The 20913-nt window shown below is 63.1% G+C and carries 19 protein-coding genes; 7 read left to right on the top strand and 12 right to left on the bottom strand.

Annotated elements, in window-relative coordinates; genetic code table 11:
* The first annotated feature begins 293 nt into the window (after positions 1-293).
* Positions 294-860, top strand: coding sequence for a DUF6101 family protein (locus tag ASE60_RS12640; protein ID WP_057250756.1), 567 nt, complete (start codon positions 294-296; stop codon positions 858-860).
* A gap of 512 nt (positions 861-1372) precedes the next feature.
* Here the strand turns inward: ASE60_RS12640 and ubiA are convergent.
* From ubiA to ASE60_RS12655, 3 genes are all read right to left on the bottom strand, one after another.
* Positions 1373-2332: a 4-hydroxybenzoate octaprenyltransferase gene (gene ubiA, locus ASE60_RS12645; RefSeq protein ID WP_057250759.1), complete on the bottom strand. Its 960-nt coding sequence runs from the start codon at positions 2330-2332 to the stop codon at positions 1373-1375.
* Between the two features lie 69 nt (positions 2333-2401).
* Positions 2402-3208 (bottom strand): MipA/OmpV family protein, encoded by an 807-nt coding sequence (locus tag ASE60_RS12650; RefSeq protein WP_057250761.1) that lies wholly within the window; start codon positions 3206-3208, stop codon positions 2402-2404.
* Between the two features lie 172 nt (positions 3209-3380).
* Positions 3381-4196 (bottom strand): helix-turn-helix transcriptional regulator, encoded by an 816-nt coding sequence (locus ASE60_RS12655; protein ID WP_057250763.1) that lies wholly within the window; start codon positions 4194-4196, stop codon positions 3381-3383.
* A gap of 109 nt (positions 4197-4305) precedes the next feature.
* Here ASE60_RS12655 and ASE60_RS12660 point away from each other — a divergent pair, with 109 nt between their 5' ends.
* The 5 genes from ASE60_RS12660 (at position 4306) to ASE60_RS12680 (ending at position 11094) form a co-directional block, all read left to right on the top strand.
* Positions 4306-5502, top strand: a complete 1197-nt coding sequence (locus ASE60_RS12660) for an MFS transporter (RefSeq protein ID WP_057250765.1) — start codon at positions 4306-4308, stop codon at positions 5500-5502.
* A 172-nt stretch (positions 5503-5674) separates the two neighbouring features.
* A complete protein-coding gene (locus ASE60_RS12665; RefSeq protein WP_057250767.1) occupies positions 5675-6715 on the top strand; it encodes a spermidine/putrescine ABC transporter substrate-binding protein in 1041 nt (346 codons plus the stop codon).
* Positions 6712-9081, top strand: coding sequence for a bifunctional diguanylate cyclase/phosphodiesterase (locus tag ASE60_RS12670; protein ID WP_057250769.1), 2370 nt, complete (start codon positions 6712-6714; stop codon positions 9079-9081). The genes ASE60_RS12665 and ASE60_RS12670 overlap by 4 nt, the downstream gene beginning before the upstream one ends.
* Before the next feature lie 106 nt (positions 9082-9187).
* Positions 9188-10459: a phosphoribosylamine--glycine ligase gene (gene purD / locus ASE60_RS12675; protein ID WP_057250771.1), complete on the top strand. Its 1272-nt coding sequence runs from the start codon at positions 9188-9190 to the stop codon at positions 10457-10459.
* Between the two features lie 107 nt (positions 10460-10566).
* Positions 10567-11094, top strand: a complete 528-nt coding sequence (locus tag ASE60_RS12680; protein WP_057250773.1) for a plant virulence effector HPE1-like domain-containing protein — start codon at positions 10567-10569, stop codon at positions 11092-11094.
* A gap of 118 nt (positions 11095-11212) precedes the next feature.
* Here ASE60_RS12680 and ASE60_RS12685 read toward each other — a convergent pair whose 3' ends face one another.
* The 6 genes from ASE60_RS12685 to ASE60_RS12710 form a co-directional block, all read right to left on the bottom strand.
* A complete protein-coding gene (locus ASE60_RS12685) occupies positions 11213-11713 on the bottom strand; it encodes a DUF523 domain-containing protein (RefSeq protein WP_057250774.1) in 501 nt (166 codons plus the stop codon).
* A 122-nt stretch (positions 11714-11835) separates the two neighbouring features.
* Positions 11836-12216: a cupin domain-containing protein gene (locus ASE60_RS12690; protein WP_057250776.1), complete on the bottom strand. Its 381-nt coding sequence runs from the start codon at positions 12214-12216 to the stop codon at positions 11836-11838.
* A 118-nt stretch (positions 12217-12334) separates the two neighbouring features.
* Positions 12335-14500: a glycine--tRNA ligase subunit beta gene (glyS, locus tag ASE60_RS12695; RefSeq protein WP_057250778.1), complete on the bottom strand. Its 2166-nt coding sequence runs from the start codon at positions 14498-14500 to the stop codon at positions 12335-12337.
* A 111-nt stretch (positions 14501-14611) separates the two neighbouring features.
* Complete coding sequence (locus ASE60_RS12700; RefSeq protein WP_057251095.1) at positions 14612-16552, bottom strand: DUF2207 domain-containing protein; 1941 nt, start codon at positions 16550-16552, stop codon at positions 14612-14614.
* A 123-nt stretch (positions 16553-16675) separates the two neighbouring features.
* Positions 16676-17947: a 3-phosphoshikimate 1-carboxyvinyltransferase gene (locus ASE60_RS12705; RefSeq protein ID WP_057250780.1), complete on the bottom strand. Its 1272-nt coding sequence runs from the start codon at positions 17945-17947 to the stop codon at positions 16676-16678.
* A gap of 86 nt (positions 17948-18033) precedes the next feature.
* The gene (locus tag ASE60_RS12710; protein WP_057250782.1) at positions 18034-18582 is read right to left on the bottom strand and encodes a LemA family protein; all 549 of its coding nucleotides are present in this window, start codon (positions 18580-18582) and stop codon (positions 18034-18036) included.
* Positions 18583-18835: 253 nt separating this feature from the next.
* Here ASE60_RS12710 and ASE60_RS12715 point away from each other — a divergent pair, with 253 nt between their 5' ends.
* Complete coding sequence (locus ASE60_RS12715) at positions 18836-19033, top strand: hypothetical protein (protein ID WP_057250783.1); 198 nt, start codon at positions 18836-18838, stop codon at positions 19031-19033.
* Here ASE60_RS12715 and ASE60_RS12720 read toward each other — a convergent pair whose 3' ends face one another.
* The 3 genes from ASE60_RS12720 to ASE60_RS12730 all read right to left on the bottom strand — a co-directional run bounded on the left by ASE60_RS12720 (position 19034) and on the right by ASE60_RS12730 (position 20857).
* Complete coding sequence (locus tag ASE60_RS12720; RefSeq protein WP_057250785.1) at positions 19034-19585, bottom strand: AAA family ATPase; 552 nt, start codon at positions 19583-19585, stop codon at positions 19034-19036.
* Positions 19582-20538: a glycine--tRNA ligase subunit alpha gene (locus ASE60_RS12725; RefSeq protein WP_057250788.1), complete on the bottom strand. Its 957-nt coding sequence runs from the start codon at positions 20536-20538 to the stop codon at positions 19582-19584. Before ASE60_RS12725 ends, ASE60_RS12720 begins: the two co-directional genes overlap by 4 nt.
* Positions 20539-20665: 127 nt before the next feature.
* On the bottom strand, positions 20666-20857 hold the full coding sequence (locus tag ASE60_RS12730) for a hypothetical protein (RefSeq protein WP_057250790.1): 192 nt from the start codon (positions 20855-20857) through the stop codon (positions 20666-20668).
* Positions 20858-20913: the final 56 nt, after the last annotated feature.

Below are 20913 nucleotides of genomic sequence, written 5' to 3' on the forward strand. Positions count from 1 at the left end.
CCGAAACAGAATTCTGACGCGTCATGATTGCAGCACTGGCTTGTGTGTGGCTTTTCGCCGGCCGCCGGCAGGCCGCTTGTTGCGTCCGATCGGAACAAGACCGTCCGACCCGTTGACGAAACGGAAACCCTGAGCGGTCGGCTTTTGCTAACCATCGAAAAACGCAAAGTTTTCTTAACCGCGATTCTTAAGCCGTTCGGAAAGGGGGGCGCCTATTCTCAGCCCATAGAGGACGAAAAGGTCCCGACGAGAAGACCGGAAACGGCTCTCAAGGAAAAACAAGGGCGATTGAAATGCGCAACACACTCTCTCAACCCGCATGGGTCGAAAACACGCTCCGTCTTGATCCGAAGCGCTTTCCACAGCAGGCAAGCTACGCCTTGCGCGGTCACACGGGGAATGTCACGATCAGCCTGGACGAGCGTGGCGCAGTTCTGCGCAAGGTGCTACCATCGAGCGGCCTGCCGCTTTCGATCGCACTGCCGGCGCGGGCATTCAAAGGGGTCGCGGCTCGCGCGATCGATCACGGCGACGGAGACGTTACAGTGACGCTGGAACTTCATCACGACGACCCGGACCTCTGCGTTCCGCTGCTCGTCGCACACGACCTGTCCGACATCGCGGCCGACTGGCGCGCCTGGGCGGAGGCCTATCGCATTCCCATGCTGATGGTCGAAGCGGATGGCGTCGCAAGGCCGCTCGAAGAGCATCTCGGCGATGTGCGCACCGCGCCGGTCAAGCCGCGGCGCCGCCACTCCTTCTTCGCCGAGCGCCGGCCGCGTTTCCTCGTGCGCCGTTCCACCGGCACGCTTGGCGTTCACATGAAGATCGACGGGCGCGAGATCATCGCCCGCAGCTAATCCGCAGCAGCACCTCCAGCGCGACAGCCGGCCGTTCCCTGCGGCCGGCTGTTGTCGTTTGATCTCCGCGCTGGCGATTTTGGGGCTGCCGATTTTGGGATGCCGTTGCGGACGGCAAGCCATTTCACAGGTTTTCTGGGATTGCTCGAGATGTTCCCACGGAAACAGCTCCGCCGCCTTCTTCGTGCCATATCGGGTTCATAGCCAAGATCACGAAAGAAGGAGAAACCTGATGCGCAAGCATATCGTCGCCGCCGTTGCTGTCATCCTGTCCAGCTTCCGTGCGCGTCACGAGGCGAAGGAGCGCAAGGCCGCCCGCGAGATCAGCTGGGCCTGAAGCTTCTGCGGCCCGCCACTACAGCGCCGCGCGTCTTTTCAGACGCGCAAAGGTCGCTGTAGCACTTTCAGGGCTGCATGTTTTTACCCTTAAACCGGCTAGGATTTAAGGAAACATGCAGAAGCGGGACGGACCGAATGCATGAAGAGGATCCTCCGCCGCGACGGAGGATTTTTCATATCAGGCGAACAAGAAACGCCAGCACCAGGCCGACAAAGATGATCAGGCCCACGACCCCGTTGAACTTGAACAGCGCCAGGCACTGTGCCGGATCGTGGATGTTCAACACCAGGATCTGATAGGTCAGCATCGCCGCGGCAATCAGAAGTCCGATATAGGCAATGGTGCCGGCACCGGCAGCCACGAAGGACAGCAGCAACAGCAGCGTCGCGATGCCATAAAGGCCGATCAGCCACGGTCGCGGATTTTCGCCGAACCGCCTTGCCGTCGAACGCACGCCGATCAGCTCGTCGTCCTCTCTGTCCTGGTAGGCGTAGATCGTGTCATAGCCGATCGTCCAGGCAATGGCCGCACCGTAGAGCAGCACGGCTGCCAGCGACAGCGTGCCGAACGCGGCTGCCCAACCCATCAGCGCGCCCCAGGAGAAGGCGAGGCCCAGGAAGAATTGCGGCCAATCGGTAAACCGCTTAGCAAAGGGGTAGATCGCGACGATCGCCAGCGACAGGATGCCGAGCACGATCGAGAACGTGTTGAACTGCAGCAACACGACAAGGCCGACGAGCGCCTGCAGCACCATGAACACTTTCGCCTGAAGACGCGAAACGCGCCCCGACGGAAGCGGCCGCGAGCGGGTGCGCGCAACCTCCATATCGATGTCGTGGTCGACGATGTCGTTGTAGGTGCACCCCGCGCCGCGCATGGCAATCGCGCCGGCGGTGAACAGGAAGCAATGATACAGGAAGCGGCCGAACGAGAATTCTTCGGTGCCCGCCGCTGCGCCCGTCGCCAGCGCCACGGACCAGAGGCAGGGCAACAGCAGCAATTGCCAGCCGATCGGACGGTCCCAACGGGCAAGCTGGGCATAGGGCCAGAGCGCGCGCGGCAGGACGCGATAAACCCAATTGTTGGACGGCGCGTCGTGGACGCGGCCGGAATCGGCGGAAAACGTGTTCATGCCCCTGTTTGACGCCGCAGGTCCGGCCGGTCAAGCGGCGAGATCGCCGCGGCGCCCAACCAGCGAACGTCAGGGAAGAGTGAAGTCGAAGCGGTAGGTCGCCGACAGACCGACCAGGACCTGGTTGCGGCTCCCGCGCTCTTGAACGAGGCTGGAATCGGCAGCAGGGCCAAGCAAGCGCCGATACTCGGCATAGGCACTCGTCTCAAGCTTCTCCGTTGCCTGCCAGGTGATCGCGGCACCGACGCCGGCGGATCCGACGCCGCCATGTGGACTGTAGGTGCTGAGCCCGGATGCAGCCGACTCGCGATCGTTTACGCCGTAGTAGGCCGAGTAGTAGCCGCTCGTGGCCGCACTCAGGCGCGGGCCGCCGGAGATGCGGACATTGCTGCTGACATCGGTGAAGGCGTCGGCCGCGACGTCTGCGACGACGCCGTGGTGGCTGCGAATGCCCTGGCGGACTTCGGCGCGCACCCGCAGCCAGTCCGTCGGATAGACCTCCGCAAAGCCGCCGACTTCACCGCCGAACTTGATCGGATCGAGGCCCTTCAGGTCGCTGGAGGTGCTGGCGTCGCGCTCGAAGATCAGCTTGCCGACGAGACCGGCACGGAAACTTCCCTGGTCGACGAGCGCATAGGACATGTTGTCGTTGCGCGAGGAGAAGCGGACCGAGCTGCCGGCCTTGCCGAGCGAGATCAGGGGCGCGGCCTGGAACATGCGCTTCGAGGCGCCTTCATACTTCGGGCCGAGGAAGCCGGTGGCACCGACCTTCAGATACCAGTCGCCGGACCAGAAATACTGGCCGTCAGCGGCAGAGGCGGCGTTGGCCGACAGCAAAAGGGTTCCAGAAAGGAGGACGAGAGAACGGATACGCAAGAAACAACTCCGGAAGAATCATTCGCCGGGGCGAAGTTTGACCGTGCCGCTGCGCCGAAGGAGGGAGGTGGGCAGGAACGACACGAGGGCGGTTTATTGCGGCTTGTTCCTACGATTCCGTTAACCAGGTCAATTCAACCTTCCTTTGCCATACCCGGTTGGCGAACCCCGGTCACTGGCCAAGATAGGTCTTGAGATAGACGCTCGGCGGGCTGCCGAGCATGCGGCGAAACATGGTGGTGAAGGCCGCGACATTCTCATAGCCGGCATCAAGGGCCACATTGGTGATTGGCTCGCCATCGGCAAGGAGCGGCAAGGAAGCGAAGATACAGGCCTGTTGGCGCCAGGTGACAAAGCTAACGCCCGTCTCCTTGCGGAAGAACCGCGTGAATGATCGCCGGCTGAGGCGCATGCGATCCGCCCACTGGTCGATGCTCGCTGCCGCCGATGGCGCCTGCAGGAACTGTCGGCACAGCGCCGCGAGCTTCTCGTCGCGCGGAAACGGCAGGCCGAGCGGGCGTTCCTGCAGTCGGCCGATTTCTTCCAGAAGCAGATCCGTGACCAGTTGTTCGCGCCGCTCCGACATCGTCTCGTTCTCGACGCTGACGAGCGCATCGACAAGGCTGCCGGCGAGCGGATTGATTTCCATGACCATCGGCCGTTCGGCGCGCAGCAGTTCCGGCGCGAAGTAGATCGAGTGCATGCGCACGTCACTGATCATCTCGGCCGAGTGCTCCATACCGGCCGGGATCAGCAGGGCATGGCCGGGCGGAACCATCCACCGCCCGCGCTCGGTGCGCATCAGCACGACGCCGCCACGCGCCCACCAGAGCTGCGTGCGCGTATGGCTGTGGAAGGGAACCAGAAGACCGGCGCTATAGTCTCGTCCGAGCGCCAGCACCGGGGCGTTTCCCGTCTCGACCCAATCGAGGTTCCGGAAGTGATCGTCATCGGGAAGCTGCGGCAAGGGATATCGGCGGATCGGCATTTGGCCCACTCACGAAAGAAATCGACCAGATCACAAAAGCAGGCCAATCGCAACCTCAGTACAGATAGCCCTTGCCGCATACAACCTTCGAGACGGCAAGGAATCACCCATGTCTACCGTGACCTCAACTTCCGGGATTTCGCCGGAAAAGACGGCTTTCTCCGTCATCCTGGCCGTCAGCTTCTGCCATATGCTGAACGACATCATGCAGTCGCTGCTGACCGCGCTTTATCCGCTGCTCAAGGCGAACTATTCGCTCGATTTCGTGCAGATCGGCCTCTTGACCTTTACCTTCCAGCTGACGGCGTCGATGCTGCAGCCGGCCGTCGGCATCATCACCGACCGCTGGGCGCTGCCCTATTCGCTGCCGCTCGCCATGCTTTCGACCTGCAGCGGCCTGATCCTGCTGGCAAATGCGCATGACTTCTGGGTCCTGCTGGTGGCAGCGAGCCTGATCGGCATCGGTTCGGCGATCTTCCATCCGGAATCGTCCCGCATCGCCCGCCTCGCCTCCGGCGGTCGCCACGGATTGGCGCAATCGCTGTTCCAGGTGGGCGGCAATGCCGGCAGCGCCATGGGTCCGCTGCTTGCCGCCTTCATCGTCATTCCCTTCGGTCAGGGAAGCCTCAGCTGGTTCTCGATCGTCGCGATCATCGGCTTCTTCGTGCTCTCCTGGGTCAGCACCTGGCATGTGCGCCATCGCCGCACCACGATGAGCCGGCCGGCGCCGAGCCGCGCCCTTCCGCTGCCGAAGGGGCGGGTCATGTGGGCGGTCGCCGTGCTCGTGCTCCTGACCGCCACCAAGAACGTCTACATGGCGAGCATCTCCAGCTACTTCACCTTCTTCGTCATCGAGAAGTTCGGCATCGACGTGCAGCAGGCGCAGCTCATGCTGTTCCTGTTCCTCGGCGCGGCCGCGGCCGGAACCTTCCTCGGCGGTCCGATCGGCGACCGTTACGGCGCCCGCTTCGTCATCTGGTTCTCGATCCTTGGCGTCATCCCCTTCGCCTTGCTGCTGCCCTATGCGAACCTCTTCTGGACCGGCGTCCTGTCGATCATCATCGGCCTGATCTTCTCCTCGGCCTTCTCGGCGATCGTCGTCTTCGCCCAGGAGCTGGTGCCGGGCCGAGTGGGGCTGATCGCCGGCGTCTTCTTCGGTTTCGCCTTCGGCTTCGGCGGCATGGGCGCGGCCGTGCTCGGCATCTTTGCCGACCGGCAGGGCATCGAGTTCGTCTACACCATCTGCTCCTATCTGCCGCTGCTTGGCATCCTCACGATCCTGCTGCCGAAGATCCCCGCGCGATAGGCTCTTCGCGCCGAAATCGCTTCCGTTTTCACCGGGCGCCGCCATGCGGCGCCCGGTTTTCGTCTTGCGCCACAAGCAGCACGCGACACCCCATCCCCGTCGCAGCCCCACGTAATCATTCATCAATTTTTGCGCGCTACGGTCGTCTGACGGGCTTGGGCAGGGGTATAGAATGCAGGGGCGAACGGCGATTCCGGCCTTTCTGGCGACGTTGCTATTTGCAACGGCGGCACCGGCCGAGACCCTGAACCTGCTGATCTGGGAATCCTATATCGACCAGAAGATCCTTGATCGCTGGACGTCGATAACAGGCGTCGCGGTGCACCAGGTCTATTACGATAGCGGCGACACCCGCGACGAGGTGCTGGCCGACCCGAACAGCCGCGTCGACCTGGTGGTAACCGGCGAAAACAGCGCCGCCCTCTTCGGTCGCAAGGGCGTGCTCGAAAAGCTCGACGAGACCAACGTCGCCTCGCTGCGGGACTATGACGAAAGCTGGCGCAAGCGCTGCTCGGGCCGAGGCCTGCCCTATCTTTGGGGCACGATGGGCATCCTCTACCGATCGGACGTCGTTCGGGAGGCGCCGGCCTCCTGGCAGGATCTCATGCGTCCAGCCCCGGCGCTCGCGAAGCATGTCGCCATGTACGACGACCACAACGAGGCCTTCGTCGCGCCGCTGATGCTGCTCGGCCAATCGATCAACACCAACGACAGCGCCACCTTGAAGGCCGCCTTCGACCTGATGAAGGAACAGGCGCCCTCGGTGCTCACCTACGAATATATCATCAGCTCGATCCAGAACCCGACGGTCAGCAAGGACATCTATATGGCGCTGGGCTATAGCGGCGACCAGCACGTGCTGAACGACAAGGCAGGTACGCCCGGCGTCTGGCGCTACGCCGTTCCCAAGGAAGGCACGCTTTCCTGGCTCGATTGCATGTCGGTCGTCGCCAAATCGCCGAACAAGGACCGCGCGCTCGCTCTCCTCGACTATCTCGGTTCGCCGGGCAGTGCTGCCGCGAACGCGCTGGCGCTCAACATGCCGACGGCAAGCCGGGCAGCCTATGCGCTCCTGCCGGAAGAAGTCCGCGCCGACCCCGCCATCTACCCCTCACCCGACATCCTGGCCAAGAGCCAGTATCAACAGGAACTGTCCACAGAGTCGGTGCAATTGCGCCGACGCATCATCAGCACATTGGCGAACTTCCAGTGAATCTCGGCAAACGCGCGCTCATCCTGATCTTCCCCGTCGTTCTCGCTGGCTACCTGCTGGCGGCAGTCTCGGTCCACGTCACGCAGAGCCGCTCCATCCGCGCGCTCGAACACGCCAAACTGTCGCAGCGCCTGGAACATGCGGCCGCCGTGTTCCAGAACGAGATCGGCCGCAGCAAGGGCTTCCTCAATGCGCTCTTGAACGGCAACTCGCTGCGCCAGTATGTGTCCGAAACGGATGAGAACTACCGCGCCAATGCGCTTGGTGTCAGGCTGCAGGAAAGCATCAAATCACTCCTGGACGACCCGACGGGCTACGTGTCGCTGGCGCTGCTGACTTCCGATCTGAAGACGGACTACTATTTCGAAAACAGCTGGGACCCCTTCGCCCAGATCGACGAGGCCCAGCTCAACCTCGCCCGCCGCTTGATCCGCGAAGACACGCTCGCCGACTGGACCTATCTTTACGAAGCGGGACAAAGACCACGCATCGTTTATTCCTTCTTCCTCGATCCGGTCGCCTTCACCCGGCCGCTGCCGAGCAAGAAATCGAGCGCTCTGCTCGTCCAGGTCGCGATCCAGCCGGACCGCTTCCTCGACATGCAGCAGGCACTGAAGAAGGAATACGGCTCCGACATCGTGCTCCAGCCCTGGCCGCTGGCGATTACCGAAGACCTTTCGGCAAGCGTTCATCTCGGGCCCTCGCTCTATGCGACGCTCACGGTTTCGAGCGAACATTTCGATGCGCTGTTGGCCAGGCAGAAGATCCTGCTGGCGCTCGGCGCCGTGGCGATGAGCCTGTTCTCGATCTGGCTGATCATCATGCTGATCCGCCGCTTCATTACCGACCCGATCGCAAGCCTCGACGCCAACGTGATGGCGGTGATGGTGGGCGCGCGCGACGAGATCCGCGACATGGAGGAGAAAGGCGAGATCGGGCGGCTGACGGAAAATATCCGCGAATTGCATCGGCAGTCGGTGCAATCGCTGAAACTCGTGCAACGCAGTTCCTGGACCGACACCCTGACCGGCATCAGCAACCGCGGCCATTTCAACGCACTTGCCGCCGGCGCCGTGCGCGAGGCAATCGCCGCCGGCGAGAAGTGCAGCCTGCTGTTTATCGACATCGACAACTTCAAGTTCGTCAATGACAAGCACGGCCACGAGATCGGCGACGAGCTCCTGAAGACGCTGTCCGTCCGTATCGGCGAGCGCGTCGATGCGATCACCGAGCGGCGCGGCCAGAAGCCGGCCATTCTTGCCCGCCTCTCCGGCGACGAATTCGCCGTTTTCGTGCGATCGCGACCCGGCGACGGAACGGTCCGGGAAATTTCGGCCGCCATTCTGGGATTGTTCGAGGACGGCTTCGAAGTCTCCGACAAGCGCTACCCGGTGACCGCAAGCATCGGCGCGGCGATCTGCCCGGACGATGCGACCAACCTTGCCGAGCTGATTTCGAATGCCGATGCCGCGATGTATCAGGCGAAGACCAGCGGCAAGAACCGTTCGGCCCGTTTCTCGCGCGCGCTTCACGATAAGCGCACGCGGCTGCGCCAGATCCAGGACGAGCTGCGCGCGCTCGATCCGGACGAACAGTTCCATCTCGTCTACATGCCGATGGTCGACACCGAAGGCCGCGTCACCGGCTGCGAAGCGCTGCTGCGCTGGTACTCGCCCGTCCTCGGCAATGTTACCCCGGATGAATTCGTGCCGATCGCCGAAAGCTCCGGTCTCTTCACCAAGATCGACTGGTGGGTGATCAACAAGGCGATGTCCGATTGCCGGCAGCTCAAGGCGCTGTTCGGCCCGGAAACGGTGCTGGCAATCAACATCTCCTCGGCCGAACTGCACTCCAAGGCGATTGCCGACCATTTCTCTGACTGCCTGGAGCGACATGGGCTGGAGGCGCGTTCGATCGAGATCGAGCTCACCGAAACCTTCGCCGTCAAGTTCAGCGACCAGCTTCGCCGCAACATCGACGCCCTGCGCCAGAATGGCTTCCGCCTTTCGATCGACGATTTCGGCGCCGGCTACACGTCCGTGCAGCAGATCATCGAATACACGGCCGATACTATCAAGCTCGACCGGGCGCTGGTCTCGAACCTCACCGCGTCGCAGTCGCTGCCGGTGCTCAAGGCGCTCATCGCGCTCTGCCACGCCAAGGACGTCGCCGTCGTCGGCGAAGGCATCGACACGCCAGAGAAGCTCTCGATGCTGACTGCAGCCGGTTGCGATCTGTTCCAGGGCTATCTCATCAGCAAGCCGCTGCCGATTGAAGATCTCGGCATCTGGGCGCTGACGCGCACCGCCCGCTACGCGCACGACGAAGGGCTGGATGACGTACAAACTCGGCAGGCCATCGCCTGAACGGTGGCGATTGCGGGAATCGCTGCCTGGACTCCCATTTTCCCTTGACCTTGCCGCCCTGCCGTCCTAACCGCAGCGCAGCAATTTCGGGATATCGGGGGCTGCAATGAAGGTTCTTCTCATCGGATCGGGTGGGCGCGAGCACGCCCTTGCATGGAAGATTGCGCAGTCTCCCAAACTGACGAAGCTCTATGCGGCACCGGGCAATCCCGGCATCGCCGAAGAAGCCGTCATCGTCGCGCTCGACACGGACGATCATGCGGCCGTCGCCGATTTTTGCCGCAAGGAAGCGATCGATTTCGTCGTGGTCGGTCCTGAGGGCCCGTTGGTCGCCGGTCTCGCCGACGTCCTGCGCGCAGCCGGCATCGCCGTCTTCGGCCCGTCTGCCGCCGCCGCCCAGCTCGAAGGCTCCAAGGGCTTCACCAAGGATCTTTGCGCCCGCTATGACATTCCGACCGGCGCCTATGGCCGCTTCACCGATGCCGAAAGCGCCAAGGCCTATGTGCGCGCCCAGGGCGCGCCCATCGTGATCAAGGCCGATGGCCTGGCAGCCGGCAAGGGTGTCACCGTCGCCATGGCGCTCGATGAGGCGCTCGCTGCCGTCGACGATTGTTTTGCCGGCGCCTTTGGTGCTGCCGGCGCCGAAGTGGTGGTCGAGGCCTATCTCGATGGTGAGGAAGCAAGCTTCTTCTGCCTGTGCGACGGCAAGACCGCGCTGGCGCTTGCCTCCGCGCAGGATCACAAGCGCGTCGGCGACGGCGATACCGGGCCGAATACCGGCGGCATGGGCGCCTACTCGCCCGCTCCGGTCATGACGGCCGAGATGATCGAGCGCACGATGAAGGAGATCATCGAGCCGACGATGCGCGGCATGGCGGAAAGCGGCCATCCCTTTTCCGGCGTCTTCTTTGCCGGCCTGATGATCACCGCCAAGGGCCCGGAGCTAATCGAATACAATGTCCGCTTCGGCGACCCGGAATGCCAGGTGCTGATGATGCGGATGAAGAGCGATCTGCTGCCGCTGCTCTATGCCGCGGCGACCGGCACGCTCGCCGGCATGGTGGCCGATTGGCGCGAGGAGACGGCGCTGACCGTCGTGATGGCCTCCAAGGGCTATCCTGGCAGCTACGCCAAGAACACGCCGATCACCGCCCTGCCCGTGGCCTCGGCCACCACCAAGGTGTTCCACGCTGGCACAGCGATGAAGGATGGCGCCCTGGTCGCGACCGGTGGCCGCGTGCTCAACATCACCGCAACAGGCGCAAATGCAGGCACGGCCAAGGACAGAGCCTATGCGGCGGTCTCGGCCGTTTCCTGGGACAACGGCTTCTACCGGCACGATATCGGCTGGCGTGCGGTTGCACGCGAGAAAGCGTGATCCGGAGCGGAACTCATTTCCGGATCATTCTATTTTTACCAATTCTCCTGACGGGAAAGTAAGGGAGTGCGCATATTCTCGCCGCTAACAATTGCGGGAGAAAGCGTATGCGCCTGTTGCTGATCACCACCGTCCTCGGGCTTGCCGCCGGCAACGCAGAGGCGTCGTCGATCGAGGCGCTCGCGTCGCGCACGACCGACAACGCCAGTGTCGCCACCGTCTCCTGCGCCGCGTGCCCGCCGCTGCAGTCGAAGAAGAAGGTGACCTATGTGGTACCCACGATCGCTGCGGGCGACGAAACGGTCGAGCTCAAGAAAATCAACGGCGAGATGAAGATGGTGCGCACCGAAGCCTGGCTCGGTGGCTCCCCGGTCGTCTTTGTCAGCAAGCCTTCGCAGGAGATCATCAAGGCGGCTTCCGCCGACAGTGATGCCTCCCCGACGGTCGTCGTCTCGACGAATGCGGACGACCAGAACCCGGTGGCGGACGACGCGAAGATGATCGCGATCGACCAGACCGCAAAGACCGCCGCGGTCACGCCGATCGGTGCCTCCATGGGCGGCTCAGTTGCACCGCCGACCGAAGACGGCTCACAGCAATTTGATCCGTCCACCCTCGAACTTCGGCTAGACTGATCTCCTATCGGGAAAGTTCCCTGCCCCGCTCAGCTGTCCCCTGCATGCAAGGCTGACGGGCGTTTCGCTGCACAGCGAGAGATTGCGCCCCTGAGAGAAGCAGGGGCGCAATCTTTTATTATGGGCCTTCCAATCCTTCGATCCGCGCGACCAGCGCCTCGATCTGCCTGTCCGAATAGACTTCGATGCCATTGCCGGCGAGCAATGCTGCCGTCACACCCTCGCCCGGATGGCGAGCGCCGGAAAAGCTGCCGTCATAGACGAAGCCGGATCCGCAGGACGGGCTGCCATCAATCAGCAGCGCAAAACGACAGCCGGTTTCCTTCGCCAGCGAAAGCGCGTTTTCGGCGGCCCGCACGAAGTCTTCGGTCACGTCGCGGCCGGTGATCTCCACCACCCTCGCCTCGCCTTCGAGCACATCCTTGCCGACGGCGCCTGAAGCAATTTCCGCTGGCGGGCGCGGCACCGGCATGCCGGCAGACATTTCCGGACAGATGGTCACGAGACGGCCTTCGGCGCGCCAGCGATCGATCGCCGGATGAAGGAGCGGTTTCGACTGACCGTCATAACGGACGGCATGGCCCATGAGACAGGCGCTGACGAGGATCTTTGCGGGCATATGCCTTCCTACTCCGAGGCGGGATGGTCATCAAGCGCGATCCCGACCCTACAGCGCCGCGCTGCATGAATTCGTCCTCAAATCGAGGTCGATTTGAGACATGCAGTGAGCAGCCACGCGCGTCAGATCCAGCGATCGTTTTCCGCCGTGCGTTCGCCGCCCTCATGGCCGGTGTTGAGGGTGCCGCGCGGCTCGATCAGCAGCATCTTCACCTCGCGCTCCGCATAGGGCTTGTGCTCGACGCCCTTCGGCACGACGTACATCTCTCCTGGCCCAAGCGTCACCGACCCGTCGTGGAAATCGATGCGCAGTGTACCTTCAAGCACGATGAACGCCTCGTCGGTATCCTTGTGATCATGCCAGATGAAGTCGCCCTCGATACGCACGATCTTGAACTGATAATCATTGAGTTCGGCAATGACGCGCGGCTGCCACTGATCCCTGAAGAGCGAGAGTTTTTCGGCGAAATTGATCGGCTTGTGGGTCCTCGTCGCGGTATCCATCGGCTGTCTCCATCTGCGTGATGGAGACAGGTTATAGGTCGCCTCACGGCGACCCGCTTGAACGTTTGTGCGGGAGCAACAGCGGATGCTTCCGGAGCCGGCAGCCGACCTTTTCGCCTTAGCCTGCGATCTTGGAGAAGTCCGCGACAGTGCCGGTTGCCGAACGGATCAGGCCAAGCAGCGCCAGCCGGTTCGCTCGGATCGCGGCATCGTCATCATTGACCAGCACGTCGTTGAAGAACTGATCGACCGGCTCGCGCAGCCTTGCCAGCGCTTCCATCGCCGAACGGAAGTCTTCCTTGGCGATCGCGTTGCGCGCTTCGCCCGAACCGGTTTCGACCGCCTGGTGCAGCGCCTTTTCGGCATCGAGACGAAAGAGGCCGGCATCGACGGCGTCGGCGACAGTCGTTCCCTTCTTCTCTTCGGCCGCGAGAATCTGCGTTGCACGCTTGGTGCCGGCCAGGAGGTTGCGGCCTTCCTCGTCGGTGATGAAGGCCGTCAGCGCCTCGACGCGGCGGGCAATCATCAGTAGGTCGTCCGAATCCGACGTCAGAACCGCGTCGATCAGGTCGTGACGGGCGCCGAGATCGCGCAGATAGACCTTGAGCCGGTCATGGAAGAAGGAGAGCAGATCGGCGGAAACGTCGCCTGCAAGCGCCGGCTTCTGTGCTCGGAGAGCAACGAGCGCGGCTTCGAAGGCCGGGAGCAACGCCAGGCGCGCCTTGCCTTCCAGGATCAGGCGGATAACGCCGAGTGCCGCGCGGCGCAGCGCATAAGGGTCCTTCGAGCCGGTCGGCTTTTCGTCGATCGCCCAGAAGCCGACGAGCGTGTCGAGCTTGTCGGCAAGCGCGACGGTCACCGCCACCGGATCGGTCGGCACGCGATCGGACGGGCCCTGAGGCTTGTAGTGATCCTCGAGCGCATCGGCGACCGACTGCTCTTCGCCTTGAAGCAGCGCGTATTTGTGACCCATGATGCCCTGAAGCTCGGGGAATTCACCGACCGCTTCGGTGCGCAGGTCCGCCTTGGCGAGCACCACGGCGCGGTCGACGAGCTTCTGATCCGCGCCGATCACCTTGGCGAGTTCAGCGGCCAGCGCCCGGATGCGGGCGACGCGTTCGCCCTGCGTGCCGAGCTTGGCGTGGAAGGTGACGTTCAGCGCGTCGAGCTTGGCCATGCGCTGGTCGAGCGGCTTCTTGAGATCGAGAGCGAACTTTTCCGCGGACGCTTCCAGCGTTTCGAGATCCGGCAGGTTGCCCTGGTCGCGGTGCCAGAAATGGGCGGCGTCCGAAAGGCGGGCGCGCACGACCTTGCCGTTGCCGTGCACGATCTCTTTACCGCCGTCCTTCGCCTCGATGTTCGAAACGAGGATGAACTTGTTGGAGAGCGTTTCGGCGCTAGGTGCGCGGGTGACGAAGCACTTCTGGTTGGTCTTGATGGTCAGACGGATGATTTCCGAGGGAATTTCGAGATAGGCATCCTCGAAGCTGCCCATCAGCACCTGCGGCCATTCGACGAGGCCGGAGACCTCTTCCAGGAGACCCTCGTCCTCGACGAGTTCCAGCCCGTTGGCGAAAGCGACGTTACGCGCATCGGCAAGGATCATTTCCTTGCGGCGCTCGCCATCGAGAACGACCTTCGCCTTTTCGAGCTTCTCAGCGTAGTCGGCAAAGCGCCGAACCGTAATCGCCTCAGGCGCGTGGAAACGGTGCCCATAGGTAACGTTCGAGGCGACGATGCCGTCGACTTCAAACGGGATCACATGGGTTTCCTCGGTTTCCGAGCCGAAGGTGCAGACGATCGACTGCAGCGGGCGGACCCAGCGAAGCGCACCGGGCTTTGCCGACGCCGCGCCGGAGCGCATCGGCTTCGGCCAGGGGAAATTGCGGATGATGCCGGGCATCGCCTCGGCGATGATCTCTTCGGCCGGACGGCCCGGCTTGACGATGTGAGCGACATAGAAATCGCCCTTCTTCGGATCGCTGTGGACATGCGCCTCGCTGATCGAGGAGAGACCGGCGCCACGCAGGAAGCCTTCGATCGCCTTCTCGTTGGCGTCGGTGCGAGGGCCCTTGCGCTCTTCGCGAATATCGGCGGAGCGGGCGTTGAGGCCACGGATATCGAGCGTCAGCCGGCGCGGCGTCCAGTATTCGCGCGCACCCTCATAGGTCAGGCCCGCCTCGACCAGGGCATCGGTCAGCAGCTTCTTGAGGTCGCCGGCCGCCTTGCGCTGCAGGCGGGCAGGAATTTCCTCGGAGCGGAGTTCGATAAGAAGATCGGGCATGGGAGCGACTTTTTCTGTTCCTGACGGTTGCGGCGGACTTAGCAATCTCTGGCAAGAATGTCACCAAGCCCGTCGATGAATTTGGCGGGATGCCTGCGTTTGGGGCCGGTTTCACCAGCCGCCACCGCCGCCACCGCCGCCACCGCCACCGGAGAAGCCGCCGCCGGTCGAAAAGCCTGACGATGACGATTTGGGCGGGGGTGGCAGGGACGAGGTTATCGTGTCGGCCATCGAACCGGCAAATCCGCCGATACGGTCGCCGAAGGTGCTCGAGCCGAAGCCGTCGCCGTGATACCAGCTCGGTTGATAGGCGACCGCCGCCGCCGCTCCCGCCGCGGCGGCGAGCAGCCATCGATCGAAGGTCTCTGTCCACGGTTTCTCGACGCCGAGCGCTACCGCATAGGGCAGAAGCGTCTCGAAATGCCGGGGCGACATTTCAGGCGCGCCCTGCATGTTCATCCGGTCCTTTTCGGCGAGCGTCATGTACTGCCTAAGCCCGTCGATACCATCCATCATCCGCGTGCCGAGCGGCGTCGGCGCACCCATCAGGAAGAAGAACAACACGTTGACGAGGACGATGGCGCCGATCACGAACAACAGCGGCAACTCATCGGTTTCGGCTGCCGAGTAGAAGACGGCTGCGAGGATCGCCGAGAAGATCGTGAAGGCCACGAAGCCGATGAAGGCGACCACCACGATCGACATGATCCGGCTCATCAGGCTCTTCTCACGGCGCAGCGACTTGCCGAATGAGACGGCGAGGATCGACACGAAGAAGGCGATGAAGACGGGAACGATTACCAGCGGCAGGCTGTCTTCGCTGAGATCGCCGAAGAGGAAGACCGCCGCGACCGCCAGGACCGACAGGACGACCCCGGCGACGATGTAGCCGCTGTTTGCCAGGTAGTACTTGCCGCGATGCTCGCGCTCCATGGCATTGCGAAAATCCGCACCGGTCGCCTGCACTCGTGTGCCATGAGCGCGATCGATCGTGAGCGTGCCGCCGGCCGCATTGACCGCCTTCATGACGGCCGCTTCGCCGGTCGGCAGTTTTTCGTTGCTTCCCTTGCCGGTGGCGGCGATGACGATGGCGTTCTTGAGATCTTCGAGAACCACGTGGCCCTTGACCGCGAGGTTGAGTGCTGCCGCCGACAGTGCGGTCCAGCCTTCGCCGGAAAAACCCTTGTTGTCGATGTAGTTGACCAGCGCCGGCGAGATGCCTTCCGGCGGATCCCAGCGCGGCACCATGACGCCGCGGTCCGGGTCACGCCCGACCCGCAACCAGGCCTGGCTGTAATAGATGAGGACGAGGACGAGCCCGGCACCGGCGATGACAAGCGCGAGGTGGTCACGCAGCCACCAGGCGTTCTCCTGGCTGGAGGACGGCCTGATGATGCTGCCCTTCGGCATCTTGATGGCGATCGTCAGCCCTTCGCGCGGATCGAGACGGCGGGTGGTGGCGAAAAAGATCTCGCTGCCGTCCCGCGAGCCTCGGGCGTCCTTGCCGGTCGCGCCGTAGCCGCCGGTGAAGAAATCGAGTGCTTCCACCCTAACGCCTTCCGGCAGGGTCACCGTGGCGCTCGCCTCGTCGATCGGGAAGTCCCACTCCGTGCCGGTCACGTTCCAGTAGAGTTCGTCGTGATCGTCGAAGAAACGGATCTGCCGGCCGGTCTCGTAGGTGAACTGGAAGGTATGCTCACCCGGGTCCAGAAACACCTCGGCAGAACCGGTGTAGATGCGGACGCCGCCGCTGATCGACTCCGTGCGGTAGGGCTCCTCCTCGCCATCGCGCTCGACCGATAGCAGCTCGAAGTCGACCTTGCTGCGCTTGCCCTTCGCATCGGTGAAGGTCAAAGGCAGGTCGCGATAGATGCCGCGGCGGATCTTGTTGCCCTCGACCGTCGCCGTGATCGTCTCCGTCACGGTCATCGTGCCGTCCTTGGCGAGGTCGATGACGGAGCGATAGGCGGAGAAGACCTCCTCCGCCCGCCCGATGCCCGCCGTCGCCAGCAAAAGAACCAGAATGGCGAATGCGGCAGCGAGACGGGCCATGCGGATCAAGCTTTCTTCCGGTTGAGGGTCAAGTTCCGGTTGGGGGTCAAGGCGCGGCGATTTGATAAGTTAGAGCGGGATGCGGGCGGAAAACCGCATACACTTTTCCTCATCCGCTCTCGATCACGGCCGGTCGCCGGTGAATTCGACGCCGAGGGATGCGAGCGCGTCCCAATAGGCCGGATAGGTCTTGGCGACGCAGCCAGGGTCCTCGATGGTGATGCCGCGGATCTTCAGGCCGGCAAGCGCGAAGCTCATGGCGATGCGATGATCGGCAAAGGTGTCGATCGATGCCGGCAGGGTCTGGCCGGCAAGACCCGGGTCGGACGAGACGATGAGGTCGTCGCCTTCCTCATGCGCAAGACCCGGCCGGATCGCTGTCAGGCCCAGCGACAGCGCGCGCACGCGGTCGCATTCCTTGACGCGCAGATTGGCGAGACCGACGAAGCGTACCGGCGTGTTGTTGAAGGCGGCGAGCACCGCAATCGTCGGGATCGCGTCTTGCATCTGCGAACCGTCGATGACAGCAGGCAGGTTCGGGAAGCTTGAGATCACTGCATGAGCGCGCGCATCTGGCTGGGAGAAGGCTGTTGCCGGGACGCCGAGATCGATGGCGCCGCCGGTCAGCACTTCCGCCGCCCAGAGATAGGTTGCAGCCGACGCGTCAGGCTCGATGACATAGTCCGCCGCACGATAGCCGGTCGGGGCGACCTGCCAGACGGACGGGCTCACCTGCTCGACTTCGGCCCCGAAGGCGCGCATGGCGGCAACCGTCAGGTCGATGTAACCACGCGCGCCGATCTCGTCGCCGGCAAGCTCGATGCTGACAGGCCCCTTGGCGCCCGGAGCCGCCATCAGCAAGGCAGAGACATACTGGCTGGAAAGGCCGGCATCGATGACGACGCGGCCGGCCGGAAAGCCGCCGGTGCCCTTGACGGTGACCGGCGGGCAGCCGGTCTCGGAGGTAACCTCGACGCCGAGGGCGCCGAGTGCTTCGACCAGCGGCTTGATCGGGCGCTTGCGCATATGCTGGTCGCCGTCGACGACGACTGTGCCATCGACGAGAGCGGCCGCCGCCGTCAGGAAGCGCGTCGCCGTTCCGGCATTGCCGAGGAACAGCGGTGCAGCCGGCGGGAGCAGCTTGCCCGTGCTGGTCACGACGAATGTGGTTTCATCCGGCTCGCTGACCTCGACACCCATCGCCCTGAGTGCATCCGCCATGTAGCGGGTGTCGTCGCTCTTCAAGGCACCCGTCAATCGGCTCGTGCCTTTCGCAAGGCCGGCCAGCAAAAGCGCGCGGTTGGTGATCGACTTCGAGCCCGGCGGGCGCACATGGCCGCGAAGCGGATGGTCGGTCGGCAGGATGGTCAGCTTCTTCATGGTATCGGTGGTCATCGAATAGGTCTCTTGATGCGAATGAGCTGCGGCGGGAGCCCGCGGCCGGGATGTTCGTGGCGATCGGAACCGCGGATGGGAAAAGCTCAGAACTTGACCTGCGGCACCGCGCGATCGGCTTCGTTGGTGATCTCGAAATAGCCGGCTTTGACGAAACGGAAGGCGTTGGCGATCAGGTTCGACGGGAAGCTCTCGACCTTGACGTTGAGATCGCGGGCAGCGCCGTTGTAATAGCGGCGCGACATCTGGATCTCGCCCTCGATCGTCTCCAGTGAGCGCTGCAGTTCGGCGAAATTCTCGTTGGCCTTCAGATCCGGATAGGCTTCGGCAAGCGCGAACAGCTTGCCGAGCGCCTGGGACAGCGCGCCTTCGGCCTGCGCTCGCCCCTCGACATCGCCTGCAGGCACCGCTTGCGCCCGGTTGCGCATGGCGATCACCTCTTCGAGAGTCGACTTCTCGTGCGCCGCGTAGCCCTTCACGGTTTCGATCAGGTTGGGGATGAGATCGGCACGACGCTTCAACTGCACATCGATGCCGGACCAGGCCTCCTCGGCGATCTGCCGCGCCTTGACGAGACCGTTATAGACGAAAACCAGATACAGGATCACGACGACGGCGATTGCCAGACCGATCATAGGGTGCCCTCCAAAATTGCCCGGCCGAGATTAGCACCGGCTTTCAAGCTGCAAAGGCCTTTCTACCGCAATTGCGCGGAGAAACGCACTCCTCCCCAACTGTCGCTTCAAACGGAGACAATGCGCATTCCCCCTCGTGAACACAGTGTTCGCGTGCGGCGTCCAATCCCTGTTCCAACGGGAACGGCAGCATTGCTGACCTTCAGCCATATTCCAATCCAGAGAGCAACTCCTGGAAAACGAAGCTAAGGTCATGAAAACGTTCGCACCCCTCATCAACGCAATCGCCTTCACGGCGCTTTTCGTTGCCTATGCGAACGTGTCCATCGCAGAGGAAAAGCCGGTCGGTGTTCGTCGCGCCTTACAGACCTATGCGGGTCAGATCTACACCGGCGCCTACCCCACCCTGGACCAGGCCAACAACGCTGCCGCCATCGTCAATGTTGTTTGATCACGCAAAGATACGGCCGGCGATATGCTCGGCGGCCTCATTGGCGCCAAGCGTCGTCACATCGATCTCGACAACCGCATGACCATTGCCCCGCAGCAATCTGTGTCTGGCCCTAAGGTCCAAAAGGATCGCAGGATCGGTCAGCTTGTGTTGCTTTGACCGTCCGGCCCTTGTCAGCCGCTTGAGATTTTCCTCGACATCGCAATCGATGACGACCGCAACGAAGCGGGCGCCGCGCAGGCGCGCAAGCTCGGCGTAGTCTTCGAAGGCGCGGGTGTCGGAGGCGTCATCCGAGAGCGCATCGGTAAAGACGAAGGATTGTTCCCCTGGCGCCCTCGCCAAATGGTCCAACACACTCTCACGGATCGCCGCGCGCAGCGATCGATAGAGCGGTGTGCCCCGCGCAAACAGCGCCTCGGCCGGATTGATCAGCGTGTGGTTGTCGGCAAGCCGCGCGCCCAGCCTTTCGGCCAGATGGCGCGCGATCGTCAGCTTGCCGGTTCCCGGCCAGCCGTTGATGTGAACGACGAGGCCGGACGGTTGCGTGATCAAGCCGCGTCCCGGTTGAAGTTCGCGCCGCCAGCGTCGGTCAGCAGGAAGGCTTCGCCGCAGGCCTTGGCCAGCGCTCGGACGCGCAGGATGTAGCTCTGGCGTTCGGTGACCGAGATGACGCCACGGGCATCGAGCAGGTTGAACACGTGGCTCGCCTTGATGCACTGGTCATAGGCGGGGAAGACGCATTTGTGCAGCTGATTGTTGCTGTGATCGCCTGGTGCGCCGGCGGCCAACAATGCCTGGCACTCCGCTTCGGCATCGATGAAGTGCTGATGCAGCATGGCGGTGTTGGCGTATTCGAAATTGTAGCGCGAATATTCCTGTTCCGCCTGCAGGAAGACGTCGCCATAGCTGATCTTCTCGGCGCCTTCGCGGCCGTTGAAATTCAGGTCGTAGACGTTGTCGACGCCCTGCACATACATGGCGAGACGCTCGAGACCGTAAGTCAGTTCACCGGAAACCGGCGAGCATTCGATGCCGCAGACCTGCTGGAAATAGGTGAACTGCGACACTTCCATGCCGTCGCACCAGCACTCCCAGCCGAGGCCCCAGGCGCCGAGCGTCGGGCTTTCCCAGTCGTCCTCGACAAAGCGGATATCGTGCAGCAGCGGATCGAGGCCGATCGCCTCCAACGAGCCGAGATAGAGCTCCTGCAGGTTGGACGGGTTCGGCTTCAAGAGCACCTGGTACTGATAGTAGTGCTGCAGGCGGTTCGGGTTTTCGCCGTAGCGGCCGTCGGTCGGGCGACGCGACGGCTGCACATAGACGGCACGCCAGGGGCGCGGACCAAGCGCGCGCAGGGTCGTTGCCGGATGGAAGGTACCGGCGCCCACTTCCATGTCGTAGGGCTGCAGGACGGCGCAACCCTTGTCGGCCCAGTAGTTGTGCAAAGTCAGGATCAGGGCCTGAAACGAGCGCTTCGGGTTCATATGATCGGGCAGAGTGGTCATGGATCGCGTCCGGATTTCTTCATAAAAATTGAGCCGGACAGGTGCCACGCCTGATGAGAAGGGTCAAGCAACTACAGCGCCGGCCCGCCAATTAGACGCGCCGGAGCCTCCGCGCCCTTTGATCTCGCTACTCGTCGTCGCGTTTCAGCCTGTACTCACCGGTCTCCGGATCCTGGACCAGCGTGCCCTGCGCCCCGGTCCGCTCCTCGCGGCGGGTCTGTTCACGCTGGCGCGTCAATTTCTGCGCATCGGCCACGAACTTGCGGTAGCCGAGCCAGAAGACGAAACCTGCAATCAGGAGCAGGATGAGTTGCGGCATTTTTCCTCCAAGGACATCACGCGTGAGCCAGGGCGCTTCCGATCAAATTCAGTCGT

Source organism: Ensifer sp. Root278 (genome assembly GCF_001429285.1).
In the GTDB taxonomy this organism is placed as follows: Bacteria; Pseudomonadota; Alphaproteobacteria; order Rhizobiales; family Rhizobiaceae; genus Ensifer.